The organism is Cryobacterium sp. PH29-G1 (assembly GCF_030063365.1).
Taxonomy (GTDB): domain Bacteria; phylum Actinomycetota; class Actinomycetes; order Actinomycetales; family Microbacteriaceae; genus Cryobacterium.
Genome location: NZ_JASISY010000011.1, coordinates 13485 through 34514 on the forward strand (window position 1 = coordinate 13485; position 21030 = coordinate 34514).

Genomic DNA, 21030 nt, shown 5'->3' on the forward strand with positions numbered 1-21030 from the left:
GCCCCGCGTTCAAGCTGAACCGCGGTGGGCTTCGCCCCTCACCACGGAGATGCCGATGACGAAAACCAGCGAAGTTACAAATGTGGAGGCTGGCGCGACGCGCCAGATCACGGATAAAGAAGCCACGCGAGTTGCCATCGGAGCCCTGATCGGCACCGCGATGGAGTGGTACGACTTCTTCCTGTTCAGCGCGGCTGCCGCGCTCGTTTTCAACGTGCAGTATTTTTACAGCGAGAACGCGACGGCTTCAGCTTTGGCCGCCTTCGCAACCTTCGGCGTCGGGCTCGTCGCTCGCCCGATTGGTGGGATGTTCTTCGGGGCGATGGGCGACAAAATCGGCCGCCGCAAGACCCTGATGATCACCATCGCCGGAATCGGAATCATCACCGGCCTGATCGGACTGCTGCCCACCTACGCCGCCATCGGCGTGGCCGCACCGATCCTGCTCGTTCTGCTCCGCGTACTGCAGGGCCTCTTCGTCGGTGGCGAATGGTCTGGCGCCATGACCCTCGTCGTCGAAAACGCCCCCCTGCACCGCCGAGCGCGCTATGCGGCCATCCCGCAGATCGGCTCGCCGATCGGCACGATCCTCTCGTCGGGCGGATTCTTCCTGATGACCTACTTCTTCTCGCAGGAGAACTTCACCTCGTTCGGCTGGCGCATCCCGTTCCTGGCCGCCTTCCCCATGCTTCTGCTCGCGCTCTACATCCGTAGCCGCCTCGAAGAGTCCCCGGTCTTCACCGAACTCGTGGAAAAGGGCGAGACCGAGAAGGCGCCCATTCGGAGCACCCTCGTGAACCATTGGAAGCAGATCATTGTCGGTATGGCCGCCGGCATGCTCGGCGTCGGCGGGTTCTACCTGGTGACGGCATTCGTCGTCTGGTACGGCGTCAACACCCTGGGCTACAGCCCTCGACTGATGCTGCTCGGCGGCATGATCGCTGCTGTCGTTGAGATCCCGGTGCTGATCATCGGAGGCCGCCTCGGGGAACGTTTCGGTTCCAGCCGCGTCATCTTCTACGGCGGGATCGTCTCGGCGATCGTCGCGGTTCCGGCTTTCCTGCTCATCGTCAGTGGAATTCCGACCCTGGTCGTCGTCGGCATGACCCTGGCCGTCGCCGCGCTCTCCTTCCCCTACGCAGCATCCGGTACGGTGCTCACCGGTCTGTTCCCGGCCCGCACGCGCTACACCGGCGTTGGGTTCGCCCAGAACACTGCGGGAATGGTGAGCGGTTTCGTACCGCTGCTCGCTACGGCCCTGGTCGCCTCCGCTGGCAACCAGTGGTGGCCGGCGGCAGCCATGTTGGTCTTCCTGTCGCTGTTCACCGCCGTCGCGGGCCACCTGGCCCCGCGCATGAGCGTTGACCTGCCCGGATTCAAGCACTAACCACCAACACCGGCCCTACCGGAAGGTTTCTCTCATGTCACAGTCAGCTGGCCACCTCATCGTCGCCCAACTCGAAGCCCACGGCGTGCGCCGCGTTTACGCGGTGCCCGGCGAGAGCTACCTCGACGTGCTCGACGGCCTGCACGATTCGCCCATCGAGACCGTGGTGTGCCGCCACGAGGGCGGTGCCGGGTTTATGGCATTGGCCGAGGGACGGCTCACCGGTACCCCCGGTGTGGTGATGGTGACCCGCGGTCCCGGCGCAGCGAACGCCATGATTGCCGTGCACACGGCCTGGCAGGATGCCACGGCACTCGTTCTGTTCGTTGGCTTGATCCCCGTGTCGGACCGCGAACGTGATTCCTTTCAGGAGTTCAGCCTGACCGGCTGGTTCGGCAGTACCGCCAAGCGCGTCATGGTGCTCGATGATCCCGACCGGGCCGGTGACCTGGTGGCCGAGGCCATGCACATGGCCGCGTCGGGCCGGCCAGGGCCCGTCGTCATCGGACTGCCGGAAGATATCCTGATTCACCAGGTTGAGGTGGCCCCCGCCCCGGTGCGCCCGCTCGCCCGCGCCACACCGTCGACGAGCGAGATCGCGATGGTCGCCGAGCAGCTGGCGGCAGCACAACGCCCACTCATCATCGCCGGTGGCGACGGCTGGGACGACGCGACCGGGCCGGCGTTGATGGCGTGGGCGGCGAACGCGGGGATACCGGTAGCAACGGACTGGCGGGCCTATGACGTCGTTCCACATGACGCTGCTCCCCACGGCGCCGCCTACGCGGGCTGGTTGGGCTACGGCCGCGCAGACACGCTCGCGGCTCGGCTGGACGAAGCCGACCTCCTGCTGTTTCTCGGCTGCGGCCGTTCGGATGTGCTCAGCGACGGGTACACCCGCGGATTCGCGCAGCCGACTCTGCTGGTGCTGCCGGATCCTGCCGCCACCATGCACGCCGGCCGCATCGACCAGCACGTGCTCAGCGCCCCAGAGGCTTTCGTCGCCGCACTGCCCACCCCCGAATCCGCGCGCGGGAGCCGCACGGACGACTGGATGACGGCGCTGCACCGAGACCAGCAACGTTTCGCAACACCGCACCCCGACGGCGGCCTCGGGGTTGACCTTGGCGTGGCTTTCGAGGCTTTGGAACGGGTGCTGCCCCGCGAACGCGTGCTCACCTACGGTGCCGGGAACGCCACGATCTGGGGCCACCGCTACCTCTCCCACACACAGGCGCATTCCCTGGTCGCCCCGCGCAACGGTGCCATGGGACTGGCCGTACCGTCGGCCGTCGCCGCCTCCCTGATCTTTCCTGACCGACAGGCCGTTGCCATCTGCGGTGACGGTGATTTCTTCATGAATGCGCAGGAAATCTCCGTTGCCTTCGCCCAGGGCGGCTCGCCGCTGGTCATCGTCGTGGACAACGGAATCTACGGAACGATCGTGCAACACCAGCGCGCGCACTATCCGGGCCGCCCCTCGGGAACGGCCATGACGAATCCCGATTTCGCCGTCTGGATGCGATCCTTCGGCGGACACGGTGAACTCGTGGAGCGCACCGAAGACTTTGAAGCGGCGCTGCTGCGCGCCCTGTCCAGTGGCGTTCCGGCACTGCTGCACTTGCGCACCGACCCCGAAACGATGCCGCCGTCCGCTAGCAACACGAGCCCGGCGGCACGCTCGTGATGCTCGACCGAATCGTTCAGGGAGCAAACATCCTGACCCTGGATGAGCACCGCCCCACCGCGCACCGCATGGGCATCCTCGACGGCCGGATCGTCGGCTTCGATGAACAAATAGAGGGCTGCACGGCCACCAGCATCGATGATTTCGCCGGGGCGACCATCGTGCCGGGCTTCATCGACGCCCACTGCCACACCACCTGGTGGGGACTCGGCCTGTCCGCCGTGGACCTGCACGACGCGCGCGGCCTGGACAGCCTGTACGAGCTCATCGCGAATGAAGCTCGGCGCCTCGACGCGCAGCCGGGCGAGTCGGGAGCCTGGGTGAAAGGCACCGGCTTCAACCACAAGCACCATGACGGTCAGTATCCCGATATTCGGCGGCTCGACGAACTCACCGGCGACCGACCGTTGTATCTGCGCCACGTCTCCGGGCATCTCTCCATCACCAACTCCGCCACGCTGCGGCTCGCCGGTGTCTTTGAACCGGACTTTGAGAATCCGTCCGGCGGAGCCGTGCTGCGCGACACCGACGGCTACCCGACCGGGGTGATCGAGGAATCCGCCCAGGCTTTGATCCAAAACCTGTTGCTGCCCTACTCCGTTCCGCAAATCGTGCAGGCGCTGGACGACGCCACCATCCGATATGCCGAGCAGGGCATCACGAGCTTCACCGAGGCCGGAATCGGCGCCGGTTGGATCGGGCACAGCCCGATCGAAGTGCAGGCCTACCAGCAGGCACACCGCGACAACCGGCTCCACGCACGAGCTCAGCTGATGCCCACCCTGGATGTCCTGCGTCCGCTCACCGCGCACGCGGCCGACATGCACGAGACCGGCCACGGTCTGGGAATCGATCTGGGCATCGGAGCCGGATTCGGAAACGACTGGCTCTCCCTCGGACCGATCAAGGTCTTCATGGACGGGTCACTCCTGGGGGCGACCGCCGCGGTCACGGAGGATTATTGCGGGCATCCGCACAACAGCGGCTATCTGCTGGACAACCCGCAGGCCTACCGAAATCGCGTCACCGACGCCTACCGGGCCGGTTGGCCGATTGCATTGCACGCCATCGGCGACGCGGCGATCGACCTGGCCTGCGAGATCATCATCGACTGCCAAAATCGCTTCGGTCGAAACGCGCTACCGAACCGCATCGAGCACTTCGGTATCTCGCGCCCGGATCAGGTCGCCCTCGTCGCCGAGGCCGGAATCGCCGTCACCCCCCAGGCCGGCTTCATCGGCCCGTTGGGTGACCAGTTCGCCCAGCTCGTCGGCGCCGATCGTGTGGGCTGGTTGTATCGAGGCCGCTCTCTCGTCGATGCCGGTGTCATCGTTGCCGGCAGTTCAGACCTGCCGGTCGCCGACAACAATGTGCGTCGTGCCCTGCAGTCCTCCGTCGATCGAAAAACGGAGAACGGTTTGGTGCTCGGCGGACCAGACGAGGGAATGACCCCGGAGGAGGCGCTGCGGAGCTACACCGAGTGGGCCGCCATCGCCACCGGCACGATCGACAGCCGGGGAACCCTGGAGCGCGGAAAACTCGCCGATTTCGTCGTCCTGTCCGGCTCGCCGTTGGCCTCCGCCGACATCAGCACACTCGACGTCATTGCGACCGTTGTTGATGGGAATTTCAGCTTCGATTCGCGCACATTGCCAACTACCCCGATCGGAGCACATTCATGAGCACGCCGCAGCAACAAGCATTCCTGGCCGATTTTCGCTCCATGAGCTCCTTCGGAGCCACCGCAGGCGGCGGCGTCGACCGACAGGCCGCCACCTGGGCCGACGGCCAGACCCGAAACTGGTTTCGCGGACTCGTCGAGGGCCATGGATTTGAGGTGCGCTACGACCAGGTGGGAAACCAGTTCACTCTCGTGGAGTTTGTTCCCGGCGCCCCGTACATTGCCATCGGTTCGCACCTGGATTCGCAGCCTCTCGGCGGTCGCTTCGATGGGGCCTACGGTGTGCTGGCCGGAGCGCATGCCGCCATGCGACTGCACGAGGCTTTCCGGGTTCAGGACGAGACTCCGCTCTATAACATTGTCATCATCAACTGGTTCAACGAGGAGGGCTGCCGGTTCAAGCCTTCAATGATGGGCAGTTCCGTCTTCACCGGCAAGATCCCCGCCGCGCAAGTATTGGCCACGACGGATCCGCACGGGGTGACGGTACGCGAAGCGCTCGAGTCGATCGGAACAATCGGAGATTTCAGCCTCGACGTCGCCGCTTATCTGGAAATCCACATTGAGCAAGGACGCTCGTTGGAGGATGACGGGCTCAGTATCGGCCTGGTCGAATCCACGTGGGGCGCCAACAAGTACGAGTTCGTGGTGCACGGAGAGCAGGCCCACACGGGCGCCACCGTGATCGCCGACCGCTCAGACGCCCTGCTGGGCGCCTCCTCGCTGGTGGTTGCAGCTCGAGAGATTGCCAACCACTTCACCACGGCGGAGCACATGGTCATCACCTCCTGCGGCGAGTTCACAGTGTTCCCGAACTCACCGGTTGTCGTGGCCAATCGGGTCAATCTGCTGGTGGACATTCGCAGTACTGACCCCACCGTGCTGGCCGCTGCCGATGCCGAACTGCACCGCCGGGTGGCTCAAATCGAGCAGTGGGCCGCGGTGCGAATCGAACGCGGCGCCGAGCACATCTGGGCGGCGAAAGACTACGACGCCGCGGGACTGCTGTTGGCAGCGGCCAGCGCCGAAAAATTGGGTCTGACCTACGGCACCGTTCGCACCCGCGCCGGCCACGACTCGACGAATATGAAGGACATCGTGCCCACCATCATGCTCTTCGTGCCGAGCGCCGAGGGTATCTCGCACAACGAGCGTGAGTTCACCGCTGACAACGACATGCTCGCCGGAGTCGATCTGCTCACCGACTTGGCCCGGCGGCTCGTCACGGGCGAACTGGTTCGCCCGTGACCGGCGGCCAGTCATCCCCAATTTTCATTAGGAGCAGCCCGAGGAGGGCATCGTGACCGTTTACGCCGTATCCAACCCCGCCACCGGGGAATTCGTGCAGGACTACCCCACGGCGACGACCGCCGCGGTCGAGGCCGCGGTCAACTCCACGGCAAGAGCCTACGAGACCTGGCGATACTCCGCCATCGCCGATCGGGTGAGCCTGCTGCGCCGGGTCGCCGAGCTGTACGCGACGCGACGCGACGCTCTTGCCGCCACCATCACCCGTGAAATGGGTAAAACTCTCTCGCAGGCTCGGCTTGAGGTTGACCTCGTCGTTTCGATCTACACCTACTACGCCGACAACGGTCCGAAATTCCTGCAGGACGAGGTGCTGGACGTCGTCGGCGGAGGAAGCGCTGTGGTGAGAAAAGAGGGCCTTGGCCCCATCTTCGGCATCATGCCGTGGAACTATCCGTACTACCAGGTCGCTCGTTTCGCCGCGCCCAACCTCATGAACGGCAACACGATCCTGCTCAAGCATGCCCCCCAATGCCCAGAATCTGCCCTGGCCATTGAACAGATCTTCCGGGATGCCGACGCACCGGACGGCGCCTATGTAAACGTCTTCGCCACCAATGATCAGGCCGCCCAGATCATCGCCGACCGCCGTGTTCAGGGTGTCTCGCTGACCGGATCAGAGCGCGCGGGAGCCATCGTGGCGGAGATCGCCGGACGCAACCTCAAGAAGGTTGTGCTCGAGCTGGGGGGATCCGACGCGTTTGTGGTGTTGGAGTCGGCCGATATCCCGCACGCGGTCGAACAGGCTGTGCTTGGTCGCTTCGGCAACGCTGGGCAGGCCTGCAACGCGGCCAAACGCTTCATCGTGACCGAGGGCGTCTACGACGACTTTCTCGCGCAGTTCGCCACCGCGGTTTCCGCCATCGAGGTGGGTGACCCCCGCCTCGCGGAGACGTTCATGGGCCCTATGTCGTCGGTCGGAGCGGTCGATGGGCTCGCCGAACAGGTCGAGGACGCCATCGGCAAGGGCGCCACGGTGGTGGTCGGTGGCGCCAGGCTGGAGCAGCCCGGCGCCTGGTACCAGCCGACCATCCTTACCGGAGTGACACCAGAAATGCGGGCGTACTCGGAAGAGCTGTTCGGTCCGGTCGCTGTGGTGCACCGGGTCGCCTCCGATGATGAGGCCGTTGAACTGGCCAACGCGTCGGTGTACGGCCTCGGCGCGGCAATCCAGGCCACCGATCTGGCCGCCGCTGAACGGATGGCGGAGCGTCTGCAGGTGGGAATGGTCACCGTGAACGCGGCCTCCGGCACGTCAGCGGAGTTGCCGTTCGGTGGAGTCAAGCGCAGTGGAATCGGCCGGGAGCTGGGCAAGTATGGCATGGAAGAGTTCGTCAACACCAAGCTGCTGCGCATCGCTGCGATGACCAACTGATCAAGCGCCCGCGCTGCCGTCAGCGCGGCTGCCGCTGCAACCAGGGCCGCAGCATCCGTGTCACCCAGGGCAGTATGAAATAGGCCATGAGCGGTGTGAGGGCGAGCGTCGTCAGCAGCACTTTGAGTGCGGTCGGGAGGGTGCCCCAGCCCGGCACGAGCCAGGGGATGAGCAGTGTGAAGGCCAGATTGACCGGAAAAAAACCCAGCCAAATGCTGATGGCTTGTTTCCACCGCGGCGGCGGTAAAAGGGACGGGGCACCGGGCGGTACCTGCTGCAGGTCGAACCAGCCCTCGATGCCGGTGCGTTTCTCCACCTGGGCGTCAAGAACGAGGTCGGTACCGGCTTCCAACCACTCGGTGCGCTCGTCGGAGTTCTCCCAGGCCTCGAGGCTTTCGGGGTTGGAGAAGCGATAGAGCATGTTCCAGGTGGCTGAGTCTTCGCTGCCGCGCACCCAGCCCGATCCGAGAAAACCCGGGTACGTGTGGGCGAGATTGATGCCGAACTGCACCCACTCGCTCGCCTCGGTGAAGCGCTCGGGGTCAACGGTGCGGGTAATGGAAACGGTGACGGATGCTGACGCCGGCGGGGGTGATGCTGGCATCACGCTTTAGAAAATCATCGGGCGGTCGTCGTCATCGCCGCCGAGGTCGAGGTCGACCAGCACCGGAACATGATCACTCGGGGCATCGCCCTTGCGCTCGTTGCGGTGGATGCTCGCATCCGTCACGAGGTCCGCGAAAGCGGGAGACCCCAGGATGAAGTCGATGCGCATGCCCTCGTTGCGTGGAAAGCGCAGCTGCTTGTAGTCCCAGAAGGTGAACCCCTCCGGCACGATCGGACGCACGACATCGGCCAGTCCGGCCTGCTCGAACGCATCGAACGCTGCGCGCTCGGCCGCCGAAATGTGCGTGGACTGGCCCGGCACAAAGCTGGGGTCGCCCATGTCCTCATCACGCGGAGCGACATTCCAATCGCCCATCATGGCCAGAGCCAGCGCGGGGTTGGCGGCGAGCTCTTCGGCGGCGTGGGCCTCGAGGGCCTTCAGCCAGGCCAGCTTGTAGGCGTAGTGCGGGTCGTCGATCGAGCGACCGTTCGGCACGTAGAGGCTCCACAGCCGCAGGTCGTTCACGGTCACGCCGAGGGCACGCGCTTCGAGCGGCTGGTCGGGGCCGACCGCACCCTTCTCGAAGCCGGGCATCTGCGGAAAGGCGGTGACGACATCCGTCATCGGTTCGCGACTGGCAAACGCCACGCCGTTCCACTGGCTCAGGCCGTGAATGGCGAGGTCATACCCGGCGTCTTCAAATATCTGCGCCGGAAACTGCTCGGGCTTGCACTTGATCTCCTGCATGGCCAGAACGTCGATGTCTTCGCGTTCCATCCAATCGACGACTCGCCCGGAGCGGGCACGAATGGAGTTCACGTTCCAGGTGGCGATGCGCATGCCTCCAGCCTATAAGGGGTGAAGCGGATGCCGGCGGTAACGAATGCGCCCAGGCCCGTGTTGCGATTGAATAGACGAAACTGAATCGGTACACACCAACAGGCAGGAAGATCACGATGACCCAGTTGCAGATTGGCTACGCGGCCATGTTGGAGCAGTTCGCACCGGCCGAGGCGGTCGCGCTCTCTGCCTATGCCGAGGAACACGGCTTCACCGGCGTGATGGCGGCCGATCACTTTCAACCGTGGGTCCCAGCCCAGGGCCAGTCCAGCTTTGTCTGGAGTGTGCTTGCTTCCATCGCCGAGCGCACCAAGGGCGACTTCGGCCCCGGCGTGACCGCCCCGACCTTTCGCTGGCACCCGGCCATGGTCGCCCAGGCCTCCGCAACTCTCGCCTCGATGTACCCCGGCCGGCACTGGCTCGGACTCGGCTCCGGCGAAGCGCTGAACGAGCACATCGTCGGCGGCTACTGGCCCGAAGCGCCCGAGCGCATCAACCGCATGTTTGAGGCCATCGAGATCATCTCGAAGCTGTTCGCCGGTTCGATTGCCGGCAAGGATGTCAAGCACTCCGGCCAGTTCTTCAAGCTCGAGTCGACGCGGCTCTGGACCATGCCCGAGGTCGCCCCCGAGATTTTGGTCGCCACCGCCGGCCCGGTCACCGCCAAGCGCGCCGGCCGACTCGCCGACGGACTCATCACGGTGGGTGCCCCGCGGGAGAAGATCTCGATGCTGTTCGGCAAGTTCGACGACGGAGCCCGCGAGGCCGGCAAGGACCCCTCGGCGATGCCGAAGGTGCTGCAACTGCACATGAGCTGGGCCGAGACCGACGAAGAAGCCATGACCAACGCGCTGCACGAGTGGCCCAACGGCGGCATGAAGTTTCCGAAGGGAGACATCCGTTCGCCGTTCGAGTTTGAGCAGATGGCCAAACTCGTGCGCCCCGAAGACTTCGAGGGCCGCATGATCATTTCGGCCGACCCCGACGAACACCGCAAGTACATTCAGAAGTTCGTCGACCTCGGCTTCGATCGCATCTACCTGCACAACGTCGGCCGCAATCAGAAGCAGTGGATCGACGTCTTCGGCGCATCCGTTCTGCCGAAGCTCGTTCGGTAGATGACGCACGATTCGCCGCCGCACGATTCTCGGCCCGACGCGGCGGCCGCCGAAGTCGGGGCCATGGAACTGTTCGGCCTCAAGGTGTTCACGCTCGGCGGTTTCGGCGAGATTCGCACCGGCGATGACCTCGCCGCGCTGATTGCGGAGGCCGCGCAGTCGCGTCTGATTGACGGCGATATTGTGGCGGTAACCAGCAAGATCGTTTCCAAAGCCGAGGGACGTCTTGTCGCAGCGACCGATCGTGAGCAGGCGATCACCGACGAGACCGTGCGCGTCGTCGCGTCGCGCACCCACCCGGGCGGGGTCACTCGCATCGTGGAAAACCGGCAGGGCCTCGTGATGGCCGCGGCCGGCGTCGACACAAGCAATGCGCCCGACGGTGTGGTGCTGTTGCTTCCGGTTGATCCGGATGCGTCGGCGCGCGCCATCTGTGCGGCCCTGCGCGAGCACACCGCGCTGCGGCTCGGCGTGGTGATCACGGACACCGCCGGCCGACCCTGGCGCGAAGGTCAAACCGATATTGCCATCGGTGCCGCCGGGCTGGCCGTGCTCGATGACCTGCGTGGCACAGTGGATGCCTCCGGGAGGCGCCTCGACGTGACGGTAGCCGCGGTCGCCGACGAGATCGCCGGCGCCGCCGACCTGGTCAAGGGCAAGACCAGCGGCAATCCCGTTGCGGTCGTGCGCGGACTCGGCCGCCTAGTCGGCGAACTCGATAGCGTGGGCGCTCGGGCGCTGCAGCGACCGAGCTCCACCGACATGTTTCGCCTGGGCACCAATGAGGCCTACGCCGATGGCTACGCCGAGGGCTACGCTGCGGGCTTTGCCGCCGGACGGATCACCGACGAGCTGCGCTAGCGGTACGGCTAGATCGTGATGGTGAGTGCCTGGATCAGGCCGCTCTCCGCATCAAGCTCGAACCGGTAGTTCAGGTCGACACTGCGGCCCGGAAAGTTGCCCGCAATGCGGTTGACGACGGTCGTTGACGACTCGTCTTTGGCGGTGCGCAGCAGGGTGGTGGTGTATTCGAACTCGGCGGTGTTGCCGGCGAGCCACGTGGCGATAGCAGCCTCGCCCGTGTACGTCTTGCCGTCGTCGACGACGACCGCGTTCTCGGTGAAGGTGTGGCGAGCCGAGGCCGGCTTCGCGCTCGCGCTGCGTTCCAGGTAGGTGGTGATCGCCATGGGCAATGCGTGCGCGGTAACAGGCTGTGCGGTAACAGGCTGCGCGGTGAGTGACTCTGACATGGGACCTCCTGGGCCGAAATCAACGTAATCGGGTCGACGGATGTGTGCGCTCGACCCTTAAGGCTACCGCGCGCCAGATCCGGGGTTCACCCCGAACCGAGTGCACGCGCGCTGGTAGCGTAGTGCGTATGCCAGCCGCTCGCGCCCCCGCGGCCGGAAGCTGGGTCTGTGTCGTGCCCGTCAAGGGCAGTGCGAGAGCCAAGAGCCGACTCGGCGAGCTGCCGGAGGACTTCCCCGCTCGACAGCAGCTCGCCCAGGCATTCGCGCTGGACACCGTCGCGGCATTGCTTGCCGCTTCGCCGGTGGAGGGGGTTCTCGTGGTCACCGCCGACCCCGCCACGGGCACCGCTCTGGCGGCACTGGGCGCCCAGATCGTGCCAGAGCCACCGGCTGCGCTACCGGGCCTATCCGGCCGGAGCGATTCGCTCAACCTGGCCATCAGCGCGGGGATCCGCGTGGCGAACGTGCGCTACCCGCACAGCAACGTTGCGGTGTTCACCGGTGACCTGCCCGCACTCACCGTCGGGGACGTCGAATCGGCGCTTAGCGCGGCTGCAGCCTGCGATCTCGCCATGGTCGCTGACGAGGAGGGTACCGGAACCACGGTGCTGCTCGCCCGCGCCGGCCTGCCCCTCTTGCCACGGTTTGGGCTGGGATCTCGAGCGGCCCATGAGGCTGCCGGCCACATTCCGCTCGACCTCCCCACCCACTCGTTGATCCGCCGTGACGTCGATACCGTCGACGACCTCGCCGCGGTGCTGCGACGGGGTGTCGGCCCACACACCAGCGCACTGATCGCCCGCGGGCAGCCTGACCGGTTTCGCTGATTCCGATCAGGCGCCGAGATCCAATGCTGCCGCTGCGATCGCGGTTGTGGTGGGCAAGTCGGTCATCCAGAGCGGAACGGCGGTAGAACGGATGCCGGCAGCCGCGAGAACGGGCAGCGCCGCGGCATCCGTGACGTCAATCAGCCAGGCGTCGAGCAGCCCGCCCGCGGCACGGGCACCGTAGTGCAGCCCGACGGCTTCGGCGGAGGTCGCCACGCCGATGGTGTGCAGGCACGCGTCGGCCATGCCGCGCACGGCGGCCCCGCCAATGATGGGCGATACCCCCACAACCTGCGCGGGAGTGGACCGGAGGGCAGAACGGATGCCCGGCACCGCCGTGATCGTTCCGACGGACACCACGGGGTTCGACGGGGGCAGAATGATCAGGTCGGCGTTTTCGATCGCCTCGAGCACTCCCGGCGCGGCCACGGCATCGGCCAGGCCCACCTGCACGAACTCGGTGACCGCAATGCCGGCGCGGTACCGAACCCACCATTCCTCGAAGTGCATCAGCTCACCGGCTCGGTGCTCGTCAATGTCTGCGGCCAGGCGCACATGCGTCTCCACCGGCTGATCGCTCATCGGCAGCAACCGGGCGCCGGGCTGCCAGCGGCGGCAGAGAAAGTCCGTCGCCTCGCTCAGAGTCGACCCGCTGCGCAGCAGATCGGTGCGCACAATGTGGGTGGCGAGGTCGAGATCGCCCAGCGTGAACCAGGACCAGCCACGGCCATAGGCGGCGATTTCGGCCGCGGCCCGCCGGGTTTCGGCGGGGCGGCCCCAGCCCTGTTCTTCGTTGATGCCGCCGCCGAGGGTGTACATGACGGTGTCGAGGTCGGGGCAAATGCGCAGCCCGTCCAGCCACATGTCGTCGCCGGTGTTCACCACCACCGTGACGGCCGCCTCCGGCGCCACCCCGGCGAGGTGGCCCAGCAGCCCGCGGGTGAACCGGGCGCCGCCAACGCCACCGGCCAAAACGGTCACATTCTTCATGCGGTGGGCGCCGATACCGCCGCCGAGTACACGATCACCGGATGGCCGCCGCGGGGATGCTCCAGAATGAAGCAATCCACCCCGTAAACGGCACCAATGATCTCGGGGGTCAGCACCTCGGTTGGCGTACCGCTGGCCACGAGCGCGCCCCCGTCGAGCAGTAGAATCTGGTCGCAATATGCCGCCGCGAGGTTGAGGTCGTGCAGGGCCATGATCGCCGTCACCCCGAGTTCCCGCACCTGCCCGAGCAGTGAAAGCTGAGCGCTCACGTCGAGGTGGTTGGTCGGCTCATCCAGCAGCAGCAGGCTCGGCTGCTGCGCCATGGCCCGGGCAATCTGCACGCGCTGTTGCTGTCCGCCGCTCAAGGTTTGCCAGAAACGGTCGGCCAACGCCGCGGCGCCGACCGCCGCGAGGGCGTCGTACGCGATCGCGCGATCGTCGTCACCGCTGAAGGAACCCATGAGCCTGGTGCGATGCGGAATGCGCCCGAGCAGCACCACGTCGAGCACGGTCAGCTCCACGCTCGGCGCCGCGTTCTGTTCGAGCAGGGCGATGCGCCGGGCGGCTTCACGCCGGGGCAGCGACCCGATCGAGACGCCGTCGAGGGCGGCCGTACCGGCATCCGCTGTGTCGATGCCGGCCACGAGTCGCAGCAGGGTGGACTTGCCCGCGCCGTTCGGCCCGAGCAGTCCGGTGACGCTGCCGGTGGGCAGTGAAGCCGAAATTTCCCGCAAAATCGTGGTGCCGTCAATGGTGAACGACAGCTTCTCAAGGTCTACGCCCACAGGTGCGACTTCTTTCTCTTGATCAGCAGAATAAACACCGGCACGCCGATGAACGCGGTGATAATGCCCACGGGCAGCTCACGCGGATCGAACACGGTGCGGGCTAGGGTGTCGGCGATGACCAGAAACAGCCCACCGCAGACCATGGCGAGCGGCAACAGCCGACGGTGACCGGGGCCGCTGATGCCGCGCACGAGGTGCGGCAGGATGAGCCCGACGAACCCGATCGACCCGCTCACGGCGACCATCGCGCCGGTCAGCAGGGCGACCGAACCCAGCAACGCCCAACGGGTGCGATTGACGTTGATGCCCAGGCTCGCCGCCGAGGTATCGCCGAAGGCGAAGGCATCCAGCCGGGTCGCCGACACGAGGATTCCGGTGCCGACGACCAGTATGGCGGTGGCCGCGATCACCACGTTGTCCCAGGTGGCACCGGCCACCGAGCCGAGCAGCCAGTTGAGTATCTCCCGATAAGAGTCGCCCTTGGCCGCCCAGAAAATGATGAACGAGGTCAGGGCGCCGGCCAGCTGCGCGATGGCCAGCCCCGCGAGCACGGCCCGCACCGGCGTGATCGTGCCGCCGACCCGGGCAATGCTCAGGGTGGCGATCAGGGCCAGCAGCGCGCCGAGAAAGGCGGCTGCGGGCAGGGCGAATCCGATACCGAGGATGACCACGCAAACCGCGCCGACGGATGCCCCGCTGGAGAGCCCGAGCAGGTACGGGTCGGCGAGAGGGTTGCGGGTCACGCTCTGCATCACCGCGCCGCTGAGGGCGAGGCCGGCACCGACCAGCGCGGCCGTGAGCACCCGTGGCAGCCGGAGCTGCCAGACGATCGAGTCGACCAGTATCGGCACCGGAGTATCGGTGGGAATGCCGAGATGCGCGCCGATGCTGCCCGCCACCTGGGCCAGGCTGATCGCTGCCGGCCCGATGGTCACCGCCACCAGGCAGCCGAGAATCAGCGCACCGGTCGCTGCCAGCAGCCAGCCGAAGTACCGCCGCCGACTCAAGTTCTCCCCCAACCACCCCGCGAGAGCGGGAAATTCGTTGCTTCAGCCCTGGTGAAGCAACATTTATCCCGCTCTCGCGGCTTGGGGGTGCTCACTTATCCAGCGCGGCTAGCTGAGTGATGGCGGAAGAGGCGGCTTCGACGTTACGGATGCCGGCCTCGGTGGCGGCGAACGGCAGGATGATGTAGCGCTGGTTCTTCACGGCGTCGAGCACCTGGGTGGCCGGGTCGGACTCGAGGTGGGCGATCTTTGCTGCGGCGGTGTTCCACGTGGCATCGACGAGCACGATGACACTCGGGTCGGCTTCGATGATTGATTCCCAGCCCGCCGAGGTCCAGGTATCGCTCACGTTCGCGAAGATATTGCTGAGACCGGCGGCTTCCATAATCATTTGCGGCGAGCCGATGCCGGCACCGACATAGGGGGTGGTCGTGCCGCTGGAATACCAGAGCGCTGTCGTTTTTTCGGAATTCGCCGGCGTCAAACCGGCGAGGTCGTGCTCGAGCGAGGTGACCAGCGCGGTCGCTGCCGGTTCGGCGCCGAAGATTTTTCCGGCCTCGTTGATTTCGCTGAAGACCGTCTCGAAGGTGAGCGGGTTCGGCATGAAATCGCCCTTGCAGGCGGCGGGCGACACGTAGCTACCCACGCCGAGCGTTGTGAGAGCGTCGCGTTCGCCCACGCCGTCGGCGCTGAAGTTGGACTCCCAGCCGCCGTAGATGAAGTCGGGGTTCAGCCCGAGCACGGCCTCCTGGCCGGGCAGAAAGTCGCTGATCAGGTTGAGGTCGGCGCCCGCAGTGGCCAGCGACTCCGGCAGCGGGCCGTCAAGAAAGGCCGAACCGACGATGCGGTCACCGAGGCCGAGCGCGAGCAGTAGCTCGGTTGCCGACGATTTGATCGATACGATGCGTTCCGGCGCGGCCGTGACGGTCACGCTCACTCCGCAGTTGTCGACGGTGACCGGGTAGTCGGCGGCAGCGGCGGAGGTGGCGCCGCCGGTCTCGGTCGGCGTGGCACCGGGAGTCACCGCGGCTGCGCATCCGCTGAGCAGCAGCGTGGCGCAGGTCGCGGCGCTGGTCGCGACGACAATGGCGGAACGACGCACGTTGATTCGGTTCATGAGGTCTCTTTCGACTGGTCGCGACTCCATGCCGAAGGCATGCGCGCGAACGGGCGGAATAGTGGTGGACCTCAGCCCAAATCCAGGCCTGCAAAACCGATCAAAGCAAACCGGTGGTCTGGCTCAACCCTAGGCCCCCGGCAGCCCTACGACCACCTGGCACCCACCGCGTGCACGGCCGAATCAAACGGATGCGCCGCAGCCGCCAGCGCCTCGGCCACCGGGATGACGTCGTCGGGCAGGGCGCCGGCGGTCACTCGAATGAACTCGGGTCCGCCCTCCGTGGCCGAAAACGGCGACCCGCCGGCGACGCGGATCCCCGAGGCGGCGAGGCGCACCATGGCGTCGCGCTCGTTTTGCACGGGCAGCCAGGTGTTGATGCCGTCGGCCTGCACGACGTCGAGTCCGCAGTCAGTCAGCGCCTCGGCGAGGGCTCGCTGGCGGGCGAAGTAGATGCGGCGGGCCTCGCTGACCTGCGCCATGCTCTCACCGTTGGTGAGCAGATCGTGCAGGATCGTTTGCAGCATGCGACTGGTCCACCCGGGGCCGAGCATGCGCCGCGACACGATCGGGTCGATGAGCGCGGCCGGCCCGCCGAGCGCGGCCATGCGCAGGTCGGGGCCGTGCGACTTCGAGAAGCTGCGCACGTGCACGGTGCGGCGCGGCAACCAGAGACCGAGACTCACCACGGGGGCGATGCTGATGTCGGCGGAGTGGTCGTCTTCGATGACGATGGTCTCGGCGCTCGCCGGCGTGCTGCGCAGGAGGCGGGCGAGTTGCTCGGCCCGCTGCGCGGTCATCGAAGCTCCGGTGGGGTTTTGCGCCCGGGGTTGCAGCAGCACGACGGCCGGACCGAGCTTGAGTGCTCGGGCAAAATCGTTCGGAATGATGCCGTGCTCGTCGATGGCCACCGGCAGGCGTTCCAGGCCGAGTTGGTCGAGCAGGTCGAAGAACGGTGGAAACGACGGGTTCTCCACGATGACGCGGTCGCCGAACCGGGTCACCGCATCGAGGGTGCGGGAGATCGCATCGAGGGCACCGTCGACGATCGTGATGGTCTCGACCGCGTAGGGCCACTCCGATCGCAGCACCTCGAGCAGTTCCGGAATGATCGGCAGATCCTGGTAGCTCGGGGTCACCGCACGCTGGGCGACCCTGGAGAGCGCCGGTCCGAGCGCCGGCAGCAGCAACGGGTCCGGCGTGCCGCGCGAGAGGTCGAGACGAGTCGGTGCGCTCGAGCCAATCATGGACTGACTGCGGGCCGGCAACCACTTAGGCGCAGCATCCTGCACGAACGTGCCACCCCGCCCACGCGACACGATCAGGCCGACGGCCGAGAGGGCCTGCCAGGCGTGGCTGACCGTTGCCGGGCTCACGCCGAGCTCGCCGGCCAGTACCCGCACCGTGGGCAGACGGTCGCCCGGCGCGAGGCGACCGGACGCGATCTGCCGCCCGATGGCCGCGGCGATCCCCGCCGGGGTGCGTTGCTCGATTTCATCAATAAAGTTCTGCATTGCTCTTGCCCCTGAGTGCGTTGGACGACAGGATGATTAATGCGTGCGTTACACAGAGAAACACATTTGAAATGTTTACGTCAAATAATAACAATACGAACAGCGCGGTTCGTAACGACCCTTGACTAACCGAAGCAAGTGGAAGGCACAGCATGAGCACGGTTCCCACGAACACCGACAACAATCAGATTGTTCGAACCGCCATCACCCAGGCCACCTGGACCGGCGACGAAGAATCCATGATCGTCAAGCACGAAGGGTTCGTTCGCACCGCGGCAGCCCAGGGCGTGCAGGTTATCTGCTTTCAAGAACTCTTTCACGGCCCGTATTTCGGCATCGTGCAGGACTCCAAGTACTACGACTACGCTCAGGCCGTTCCCGGCCCCATCGTCGAGCGGTTTGCGAAGCTCGCCGCCGAGTACAAGATGGTCATCGTCGTGCCGCTGTACGAAGAAGACCAGCCCGGCGTGCTCTACAACACCGCCGCGGTCATCGACGCTGACGGAACCTACCTCGGCAAGTACCGCAAACACCACATCCCCCACCTGCCGCAGTTCTGGGAGAAGTTCTACTTTCGCCCCGGCAACCTGGACTACCCGGTCTTCGACACCGCCTACGGCAAGATCGGCGTGTACATCTGCTACGACCGCCATTTCCCGGAAGGTTGGCGGGCGCTCGGCCTGAACGGCGCCGAGATCGTCTTCAACCCCTCCGCAACCAAGCCCGGCCTGTCCAACCGCCTGTGGGAGCTCGAACAGCCGGCCGCCGCGGTCGCCAACCAGTATTACGTCGGCGCGAACAACCGCATCGGCAACGAGGAAGCCGAATTCGGCGACGAGGCGGTGACCTTCTACGGCAGTTCCTACTTCGTTGACCCCAAGGGCAACTACGTGGGCGAGCGCGCATCCACCGACACCGAGGAGATTCTCGTGCGCGACCTCGATCTCGGCGTGATCCGCGAGGTACGCAACTCCTGGCAGTTCTACCGCGACCGTCGCCCCGACTCCTACGGACCCCTCGTCGCGCCGTAAATAGAGAGGACTGCCATGAAGACTTTGATTAAGAACGGCACCGTGGTCAACGCCACGGGACGCGGCCTCGCCGACGTGCTCATCGACGGCGAAAAAATCGCCGCGGTGCTCGCACCCGGCTCCACCCTGCTCGGATTCGACGTGGCGGGCAACGTTGACCGTGTCATCGATGCCCGCGGAAAGTACGTGATTCCCGGGGGTATCGACGCCCACACCCACATGGAGATGCCGTTTGGCGGCACCCAGGCCAGCGACACGTTCGAAACGGGCACCCGCGCCGCCGCGTGGGGCGGCACCACGAGCATCGTGGATTTCGTCGTGCAGTATGCCGGTGAAGACGTGCTCGAGCGCTACGCCACCTGGCAGCAGAAGGCCGCCGGCCAGTGCGCGATCGACTACGGCTTTCATCAGATCCTCTCCGACGTGCAAGACAGCTCGCTGACCGCGATGGACGAACTCGTCAACGAAGGCGTGTCGAGCTTCAAACTGTTCATGGCCTACAAAGGCGTCTTTCTCAGCGACGACGGCCAAATCGTCAAGGCCATGCAGCGCGCCGCCACGAACGGCAGCATGATCATGATGCACGCCGAAAACGGCAGCGTCATCGACCTGCTCGTGCAGCAGGCAGTCGCCGCCGGCAACACGAGCCCGCTCTACCACGGTCTCACCCGGCCCTGGCAGGCCGAGGAAGAAGCCACCCACCGCGCGATCATGCTCGCCAACCTCACCGGTGCTCCGCTCTATATCGTGCACGTCTCGGCCAAGCAGGCCGTGGACCAGATCGCCCAGGCCCGCGACAACGGTCAGAACGTGTTCGGCGAGACCTGCCCGCAGTACCTCTACCTCTCGCTCGAGGACAACCTCGGCGCCGAGAGCGAAGAGTGGGGCAGCTTCGAGGGGGCCAAGTGGGTCTGCTCGACACCACTGCGCGCCAAGGCCGAGGGGCACCAGCACCACATGTGGCAGAGCCTGCGCACGAACGACATTCAAATGGTCTCCACCGACCACTGCCCGTTTTGCATGAAGGGTCAGAAAGATATGGGCCTGACTGACTTCTCCAAGATCCCCAACGGCATCGGCTCGGTCGAACACCGCATGGATCTCTTGTATCAGGGCGTGGTCGACGGCAAAATCTCGCTTGAACGCTGGGTCGAGGTGTGCTCCACCACCCCGGCGCGCATGTTCGGCATGTACGGCCAGAAGGGCGTGATCGCCCCCGGTGCCGACGGCGACGTCGTGGTCTACGACCCGAACGGGCACACGTCCATTGGTGTTGCCGTCGACGCTCGCGGCGAGCAAACGGGACGTACCCACCACATGAACATGGACTATTCCGCCTGGGAAGGCTACGAGATCGACGGCCACGTCGACACCGTGATCTCCCGCGGCAAGGTCGTCATTGATGACAATGCCTATCTCGGCACCAAGGGTGACGGTCGCTACATCAAGCGCGGCCTGAGCCAGTACCTCATCTAGGGAGCAGAGATGGATTTCGGAGCAGTACTACAGACCAACCCGCCGTCGGCGCGCACCGTTCAACTGGCCAAACTGGCCGAGGCCCACGGTTTCAGCCACGTCTGGACCTTCGACTCGCACCTGCTCTGGCAGGAACCCTATGTGATCTACAGCCGGATCCTGGCCGAGACCAGCAAGATCATCGTCGGCCCGATGGTGACCAACCCGGCCACCCGTGACTGGACGGTCACGGCGTCGACCTACGCGACCCTCAACGAGATGTACGGCAACCGCACCGTCTGCGGCATCGGCCGCGGCGACTCGGCGGTGCGCACCACCAACGGTGCACCGACCACCCTGAAGACTCTGCGCGAGTCGATCCACGTCATTCGCGAACTCGCCAACTCGCGCCCGGTCGAGTACAACGGGGCCACGGTGCAGTTTCCGTGGAGCCGCGGCTCGAGCCTAGAAATGTGGGTCGCCGCCTACGGTCCGCTCGCGCTCAAGCTCGCCGGCGAGGTCGGTGACGGTTTCATCCTGCAAATGGCCGACCTCGATGTGGCCGAGTGGATGATCGCGAGCGTGCGCACCGCCGCCTCCAACGCCGGCCGTGACCCCCTGTCGATCAAGTTCTGCGTCGCCGCCCCCGCCTATATCGGAACGGACTGGGAGCATATGCGCAATCAGTGCCGCTGGTTCGGCGGCATGGTCGGTAACCACGTTGCCGACATCGTGGCCAAGTACGGCGCCGATTCCGCCGTGCCGACGGCGCTCACCGACTACATCAAGGGCCGCGAGGGATACGACTACAACCAGCACGGCAAGGCGGGCAACGAGCACGCCGCCTTCGTGCCCGACGAGATCGTCGATCGGTTCTGCCTGCTCGGCACGGCGAAAGATCACATCGAGAAGCTCGAGGCGCTGAAAGAACTCGGCGTCGACCAGTTCGCCGGGTACCTGCAGCACGACAACAAGGAAGAAACGATGCGCGTCTACGGCGACACCATTATTCCGGCGTTGACCGACCCCATCACGGCCAAGAAATAGC

Annotated in this window: 19 protein-coding genes; 11 read left to right on the top strand and 8 right to left on the bottom strand. The window is 65.7% G+C overall.

Annotated features, from left to right (window positions below; all coding sequences use genetic code 11):
• Positions 1-55: 55 nt before the first annotated feature.
• Genes QMK22_RS13230 through QMK22_RS13250 form a run of 5 tightly spaced genes read left to right on the top strand, consistent with a single transcriptional unit; the run spans position 56 to position 7438 of the window.
• Positions 56-1387, top strand: coding sequence for an MFS transporter (locus QMK22_RS13230; RefSeq protein WP_283498120.1), 1332 nt, complete (start codon positions 56-58; stop codon positions 1385-1387).
• 34 nt (positions 1388-1421) lie between these two features.
• A complete protein-coding gene (locus QMK22_RS13235) occupies positions 1422-3074 on the top strand; it encodes a thiamine pyrophosphate-binding protein (protein WP_283498121.1) in 1653 nt (550 codons plus the stop codon).
• Positions 3074-4756, top strand: coding sequence for an amidohydrolase (locus tag QMK22_RS13240; RefSeq protein ID WP_283498203.1), 1683 nt, complete (start codon positions 3074-3076; stop codon positions 4754-4756). Before QMK22_RS13235 ends, QMK22_RS13240 begins: the two co-directional genes overlap by 1 nt.
• Complete coding sequence (locus QMK22_RS13245) at positions 4753-6003, top strand: M20 family metallo-hydrolase (protein ID WP_283498122.1); 1251 nt, start codon at positions 4753-4755, stop codon at positions 6001-6003. Before QMK22_RS13240 ends, QMK22_RS13245 begins: the two co-directional genes overlap by 4 nt.
• Positions 6004-6055: 52 nt before the next feature.
• Positions 6056-7438, top strand: a complete 1383-nt coding sequence (locus QMK22_RS13250; RefSeq protein WP_283498123.1) for an NAD-dependent succinate-semialdehyde dehydrogenase — start codon at positions 6056-6058, stop codon at positions 7436-7438.
• Between the two features lie 19 nt (positions 7439-7457).
• On the opposite strand, the gene QMK22_RS13255 is transcribed toward QMK22_RS13250, so the two are convergent.
• A complete protein-coding gene (locus QMK22_RS13255) occupies positions 7458-8042 on the bottom strand; it encodes an antibiotic biosynthesis monooxygenase (RefSeq protein WP_283498124.1) in 585 nt (194 codons plus the stop codon).
• Positions 8043-8048: 6 nt separating this feature from the next.
• On the bottom strand, positions 8049-8885 hold the full coding sequence (locus QMK22_RS13260) for an exodeoxyribonuclease III (protein WP_283498125.1): 837 nt from the start codon (positions 8883-8885) through the stop codon (positions 8049-8051).
• Between the two features lie 116 nt (positions 8886-9001).
• Here QMK22_RS13260 and QMK22_RS13265 point away from each other — a divergent pair, with 116 nt between their 5' ends.
• Both QMK22_RS13265 and QMK22_RS13270 read left to right on the top strand, forming a co-directional pair.
• Positions 9002-10003, top strand: coding sequence for a TIGR03557 family F420-dependent LLM class oxidoreductase (locus QMK22_RS13265; RefSeq protein ID WP_283498126.1), 1002 nt, complete (start codon positions 9002-9004; stop codon positions 10001-10003).
• 63 nt (positions 10004-10066) lie between these two features.
• Positions 10067-10864: a coenzyme F420-0:L-glutamate ligase gene (locus QMK22_RS13270; RefSeq protein ID WP_283498204.1), complete on the top strand. Its 798-nt coding sequence runs from the start codon at positions 10067-10069 to the stop codon at positions 10862-10864.
• A gap of 8 nt (positions 10865-10872) precedes the next feature.
• Here the strand turns inward: QMK22_RS13270 and QMK22_RS13275 are convergent, their stop codons facing one another.
• Positions 10873-11253 carry a hypothetical protein gene (locus tag QMK22_RS13275; protein ID WP_283498127.1) on the bottom strand — a complete coding sequence of 127 codons (381 nt, stop codon included), beginning with the start codon at positions 11251-11253 and terminating at the stop codon, positions 10873-10875.
• Positions 11254-11381: 128 nt separating this feature from the next.
• On the opposite strand from QMK22_RS13275, the gene cofC reads away from it, so the two are divergent.
• A complete protein-coding gene (cofC, locus tag QMK22_RS13280; RefSeq protein WP_283498128.1) occupies positions 11382-12080 on the top strand; it encodes a 2-phospho-L-lactate guanylyltransferase in 699 nt (232 codons plus the stop codon).
• A gap of 6 nt (positions 12081-12086) precedes the next feature.
• Here the strand turns inward: cofC and cofD are convergent, their stop codons facing one another.
• The 5 genes from cofD to QMK22_RS13305 all read right to left on the bottom strand — a co-directional run bounded on the left by cofD (position 12087) and on the right by QMK22_RS13305 (position 17496).
• Positions 12087-13070, bottom strand: a complete 984-nt coding sequence (gene cofD, locus QMK22_RS13285; protein WP_283498129.1) for a 2-phospho-L-lactate transferase — start codon at positions 13068-13070, stop codon at positions 12087-12089.
• A complete protein-coding gene (locus QMK22_RS13290) occupies positions 13067-13855 on the bottom strand; it encodes an ABC transporter ATP-binding protein (RefSeq protein ID WP_283498130.1) in 789 nt (262 codons plus the stop codon). Before QMK22_RS13290 ends, cofD begins: the two co-directional genes overlap by 4 nt.
• Entirely contained in the window at positions 13846-14865 is a 1020-nt protein-coding gene (locus tag QMK22_RS13295) for a putative F420-0 ABC transporter permease subunit (RefSeq protein WP_283498131.1), read from the bottom strand. Before QMK22_RS13295 ends, QMK22_RS13290 begins: the two co-directional genes overlap by 10 nt.
• Before the next feature lie 91 nt (positions 14866-14956).
• Positions 14957-15982 (bottom strand): putative F420-0 ABC transporter substrate-binding protein, encoded by a 1026-nt coding sequence (locus QMK22_RS13300; RefSeq protein ID WP_283498132.1) that lies wholly within the window; start codon positions 15980-15982, stop codon positions 14957-14959.
• A gap of 146 nt (positions 15983-16128) precedes the next feature.
• Positions 16129-17496 carry an aminotransferase-like domain-containing protein gene (locus tag QMK22_RS13305; protein WP_283498133.1) on the bottom strand — a complete coding sequence of 456 codons (1368 nt, stop codon included), beginning with the start codon at positions 17494-17496 and terminating at the stop codon, positions 16129-16131.
• A gap of 152 nt (positions 17497-17648) precedes the next feature.
• On the opposite strand from QMK22_RS13305, the gene QMK22_RS13310 reads away from it, so the two are divergent.
• From QMK22_RS13310 to QMK22_RS13320, 3 genes are read left to right on the top strand one after another with little or no spacing between them, the layout of a single operon-like run.
• Positions 17649-18527, top strand: coding sequence for a nitrilase-related carbon-nitrogen hydrolase (locus QMK22_RS13310; RefSeq protein WP_283498134.1), 879 nt, complete (start codon positions 17649-17651; stop codon positions 18525-18527).
• 15 nt (positions 18528-18542) lie between these two features.
• Positions 18543-20003, top strand: a complete 1461-nt coding sequence (gene hydA / locus QMK22_RS13315) for a dihydropyrimidinase (RefSeq protein WP_283498135.1) — start codon at positions 18543-18545, stop codon at positions 20001-20003.
• Between the two features lie 9 nt (positions 20004-20012).
• The gene (locus QMK22_RS13320; protein ID WP_283498136.1) at positions 20013-21029 is read left to right on the top strand and encodes a TIGR03842 family LLM class F420-dependent oxidoreductase; all 1017 of its coding nucleotides are present in this window, start codon (positions 20013-20015) and stop codon (positions 21027-21029) included.
• Position 21030 lies beyond the last annotated feature (1 nt).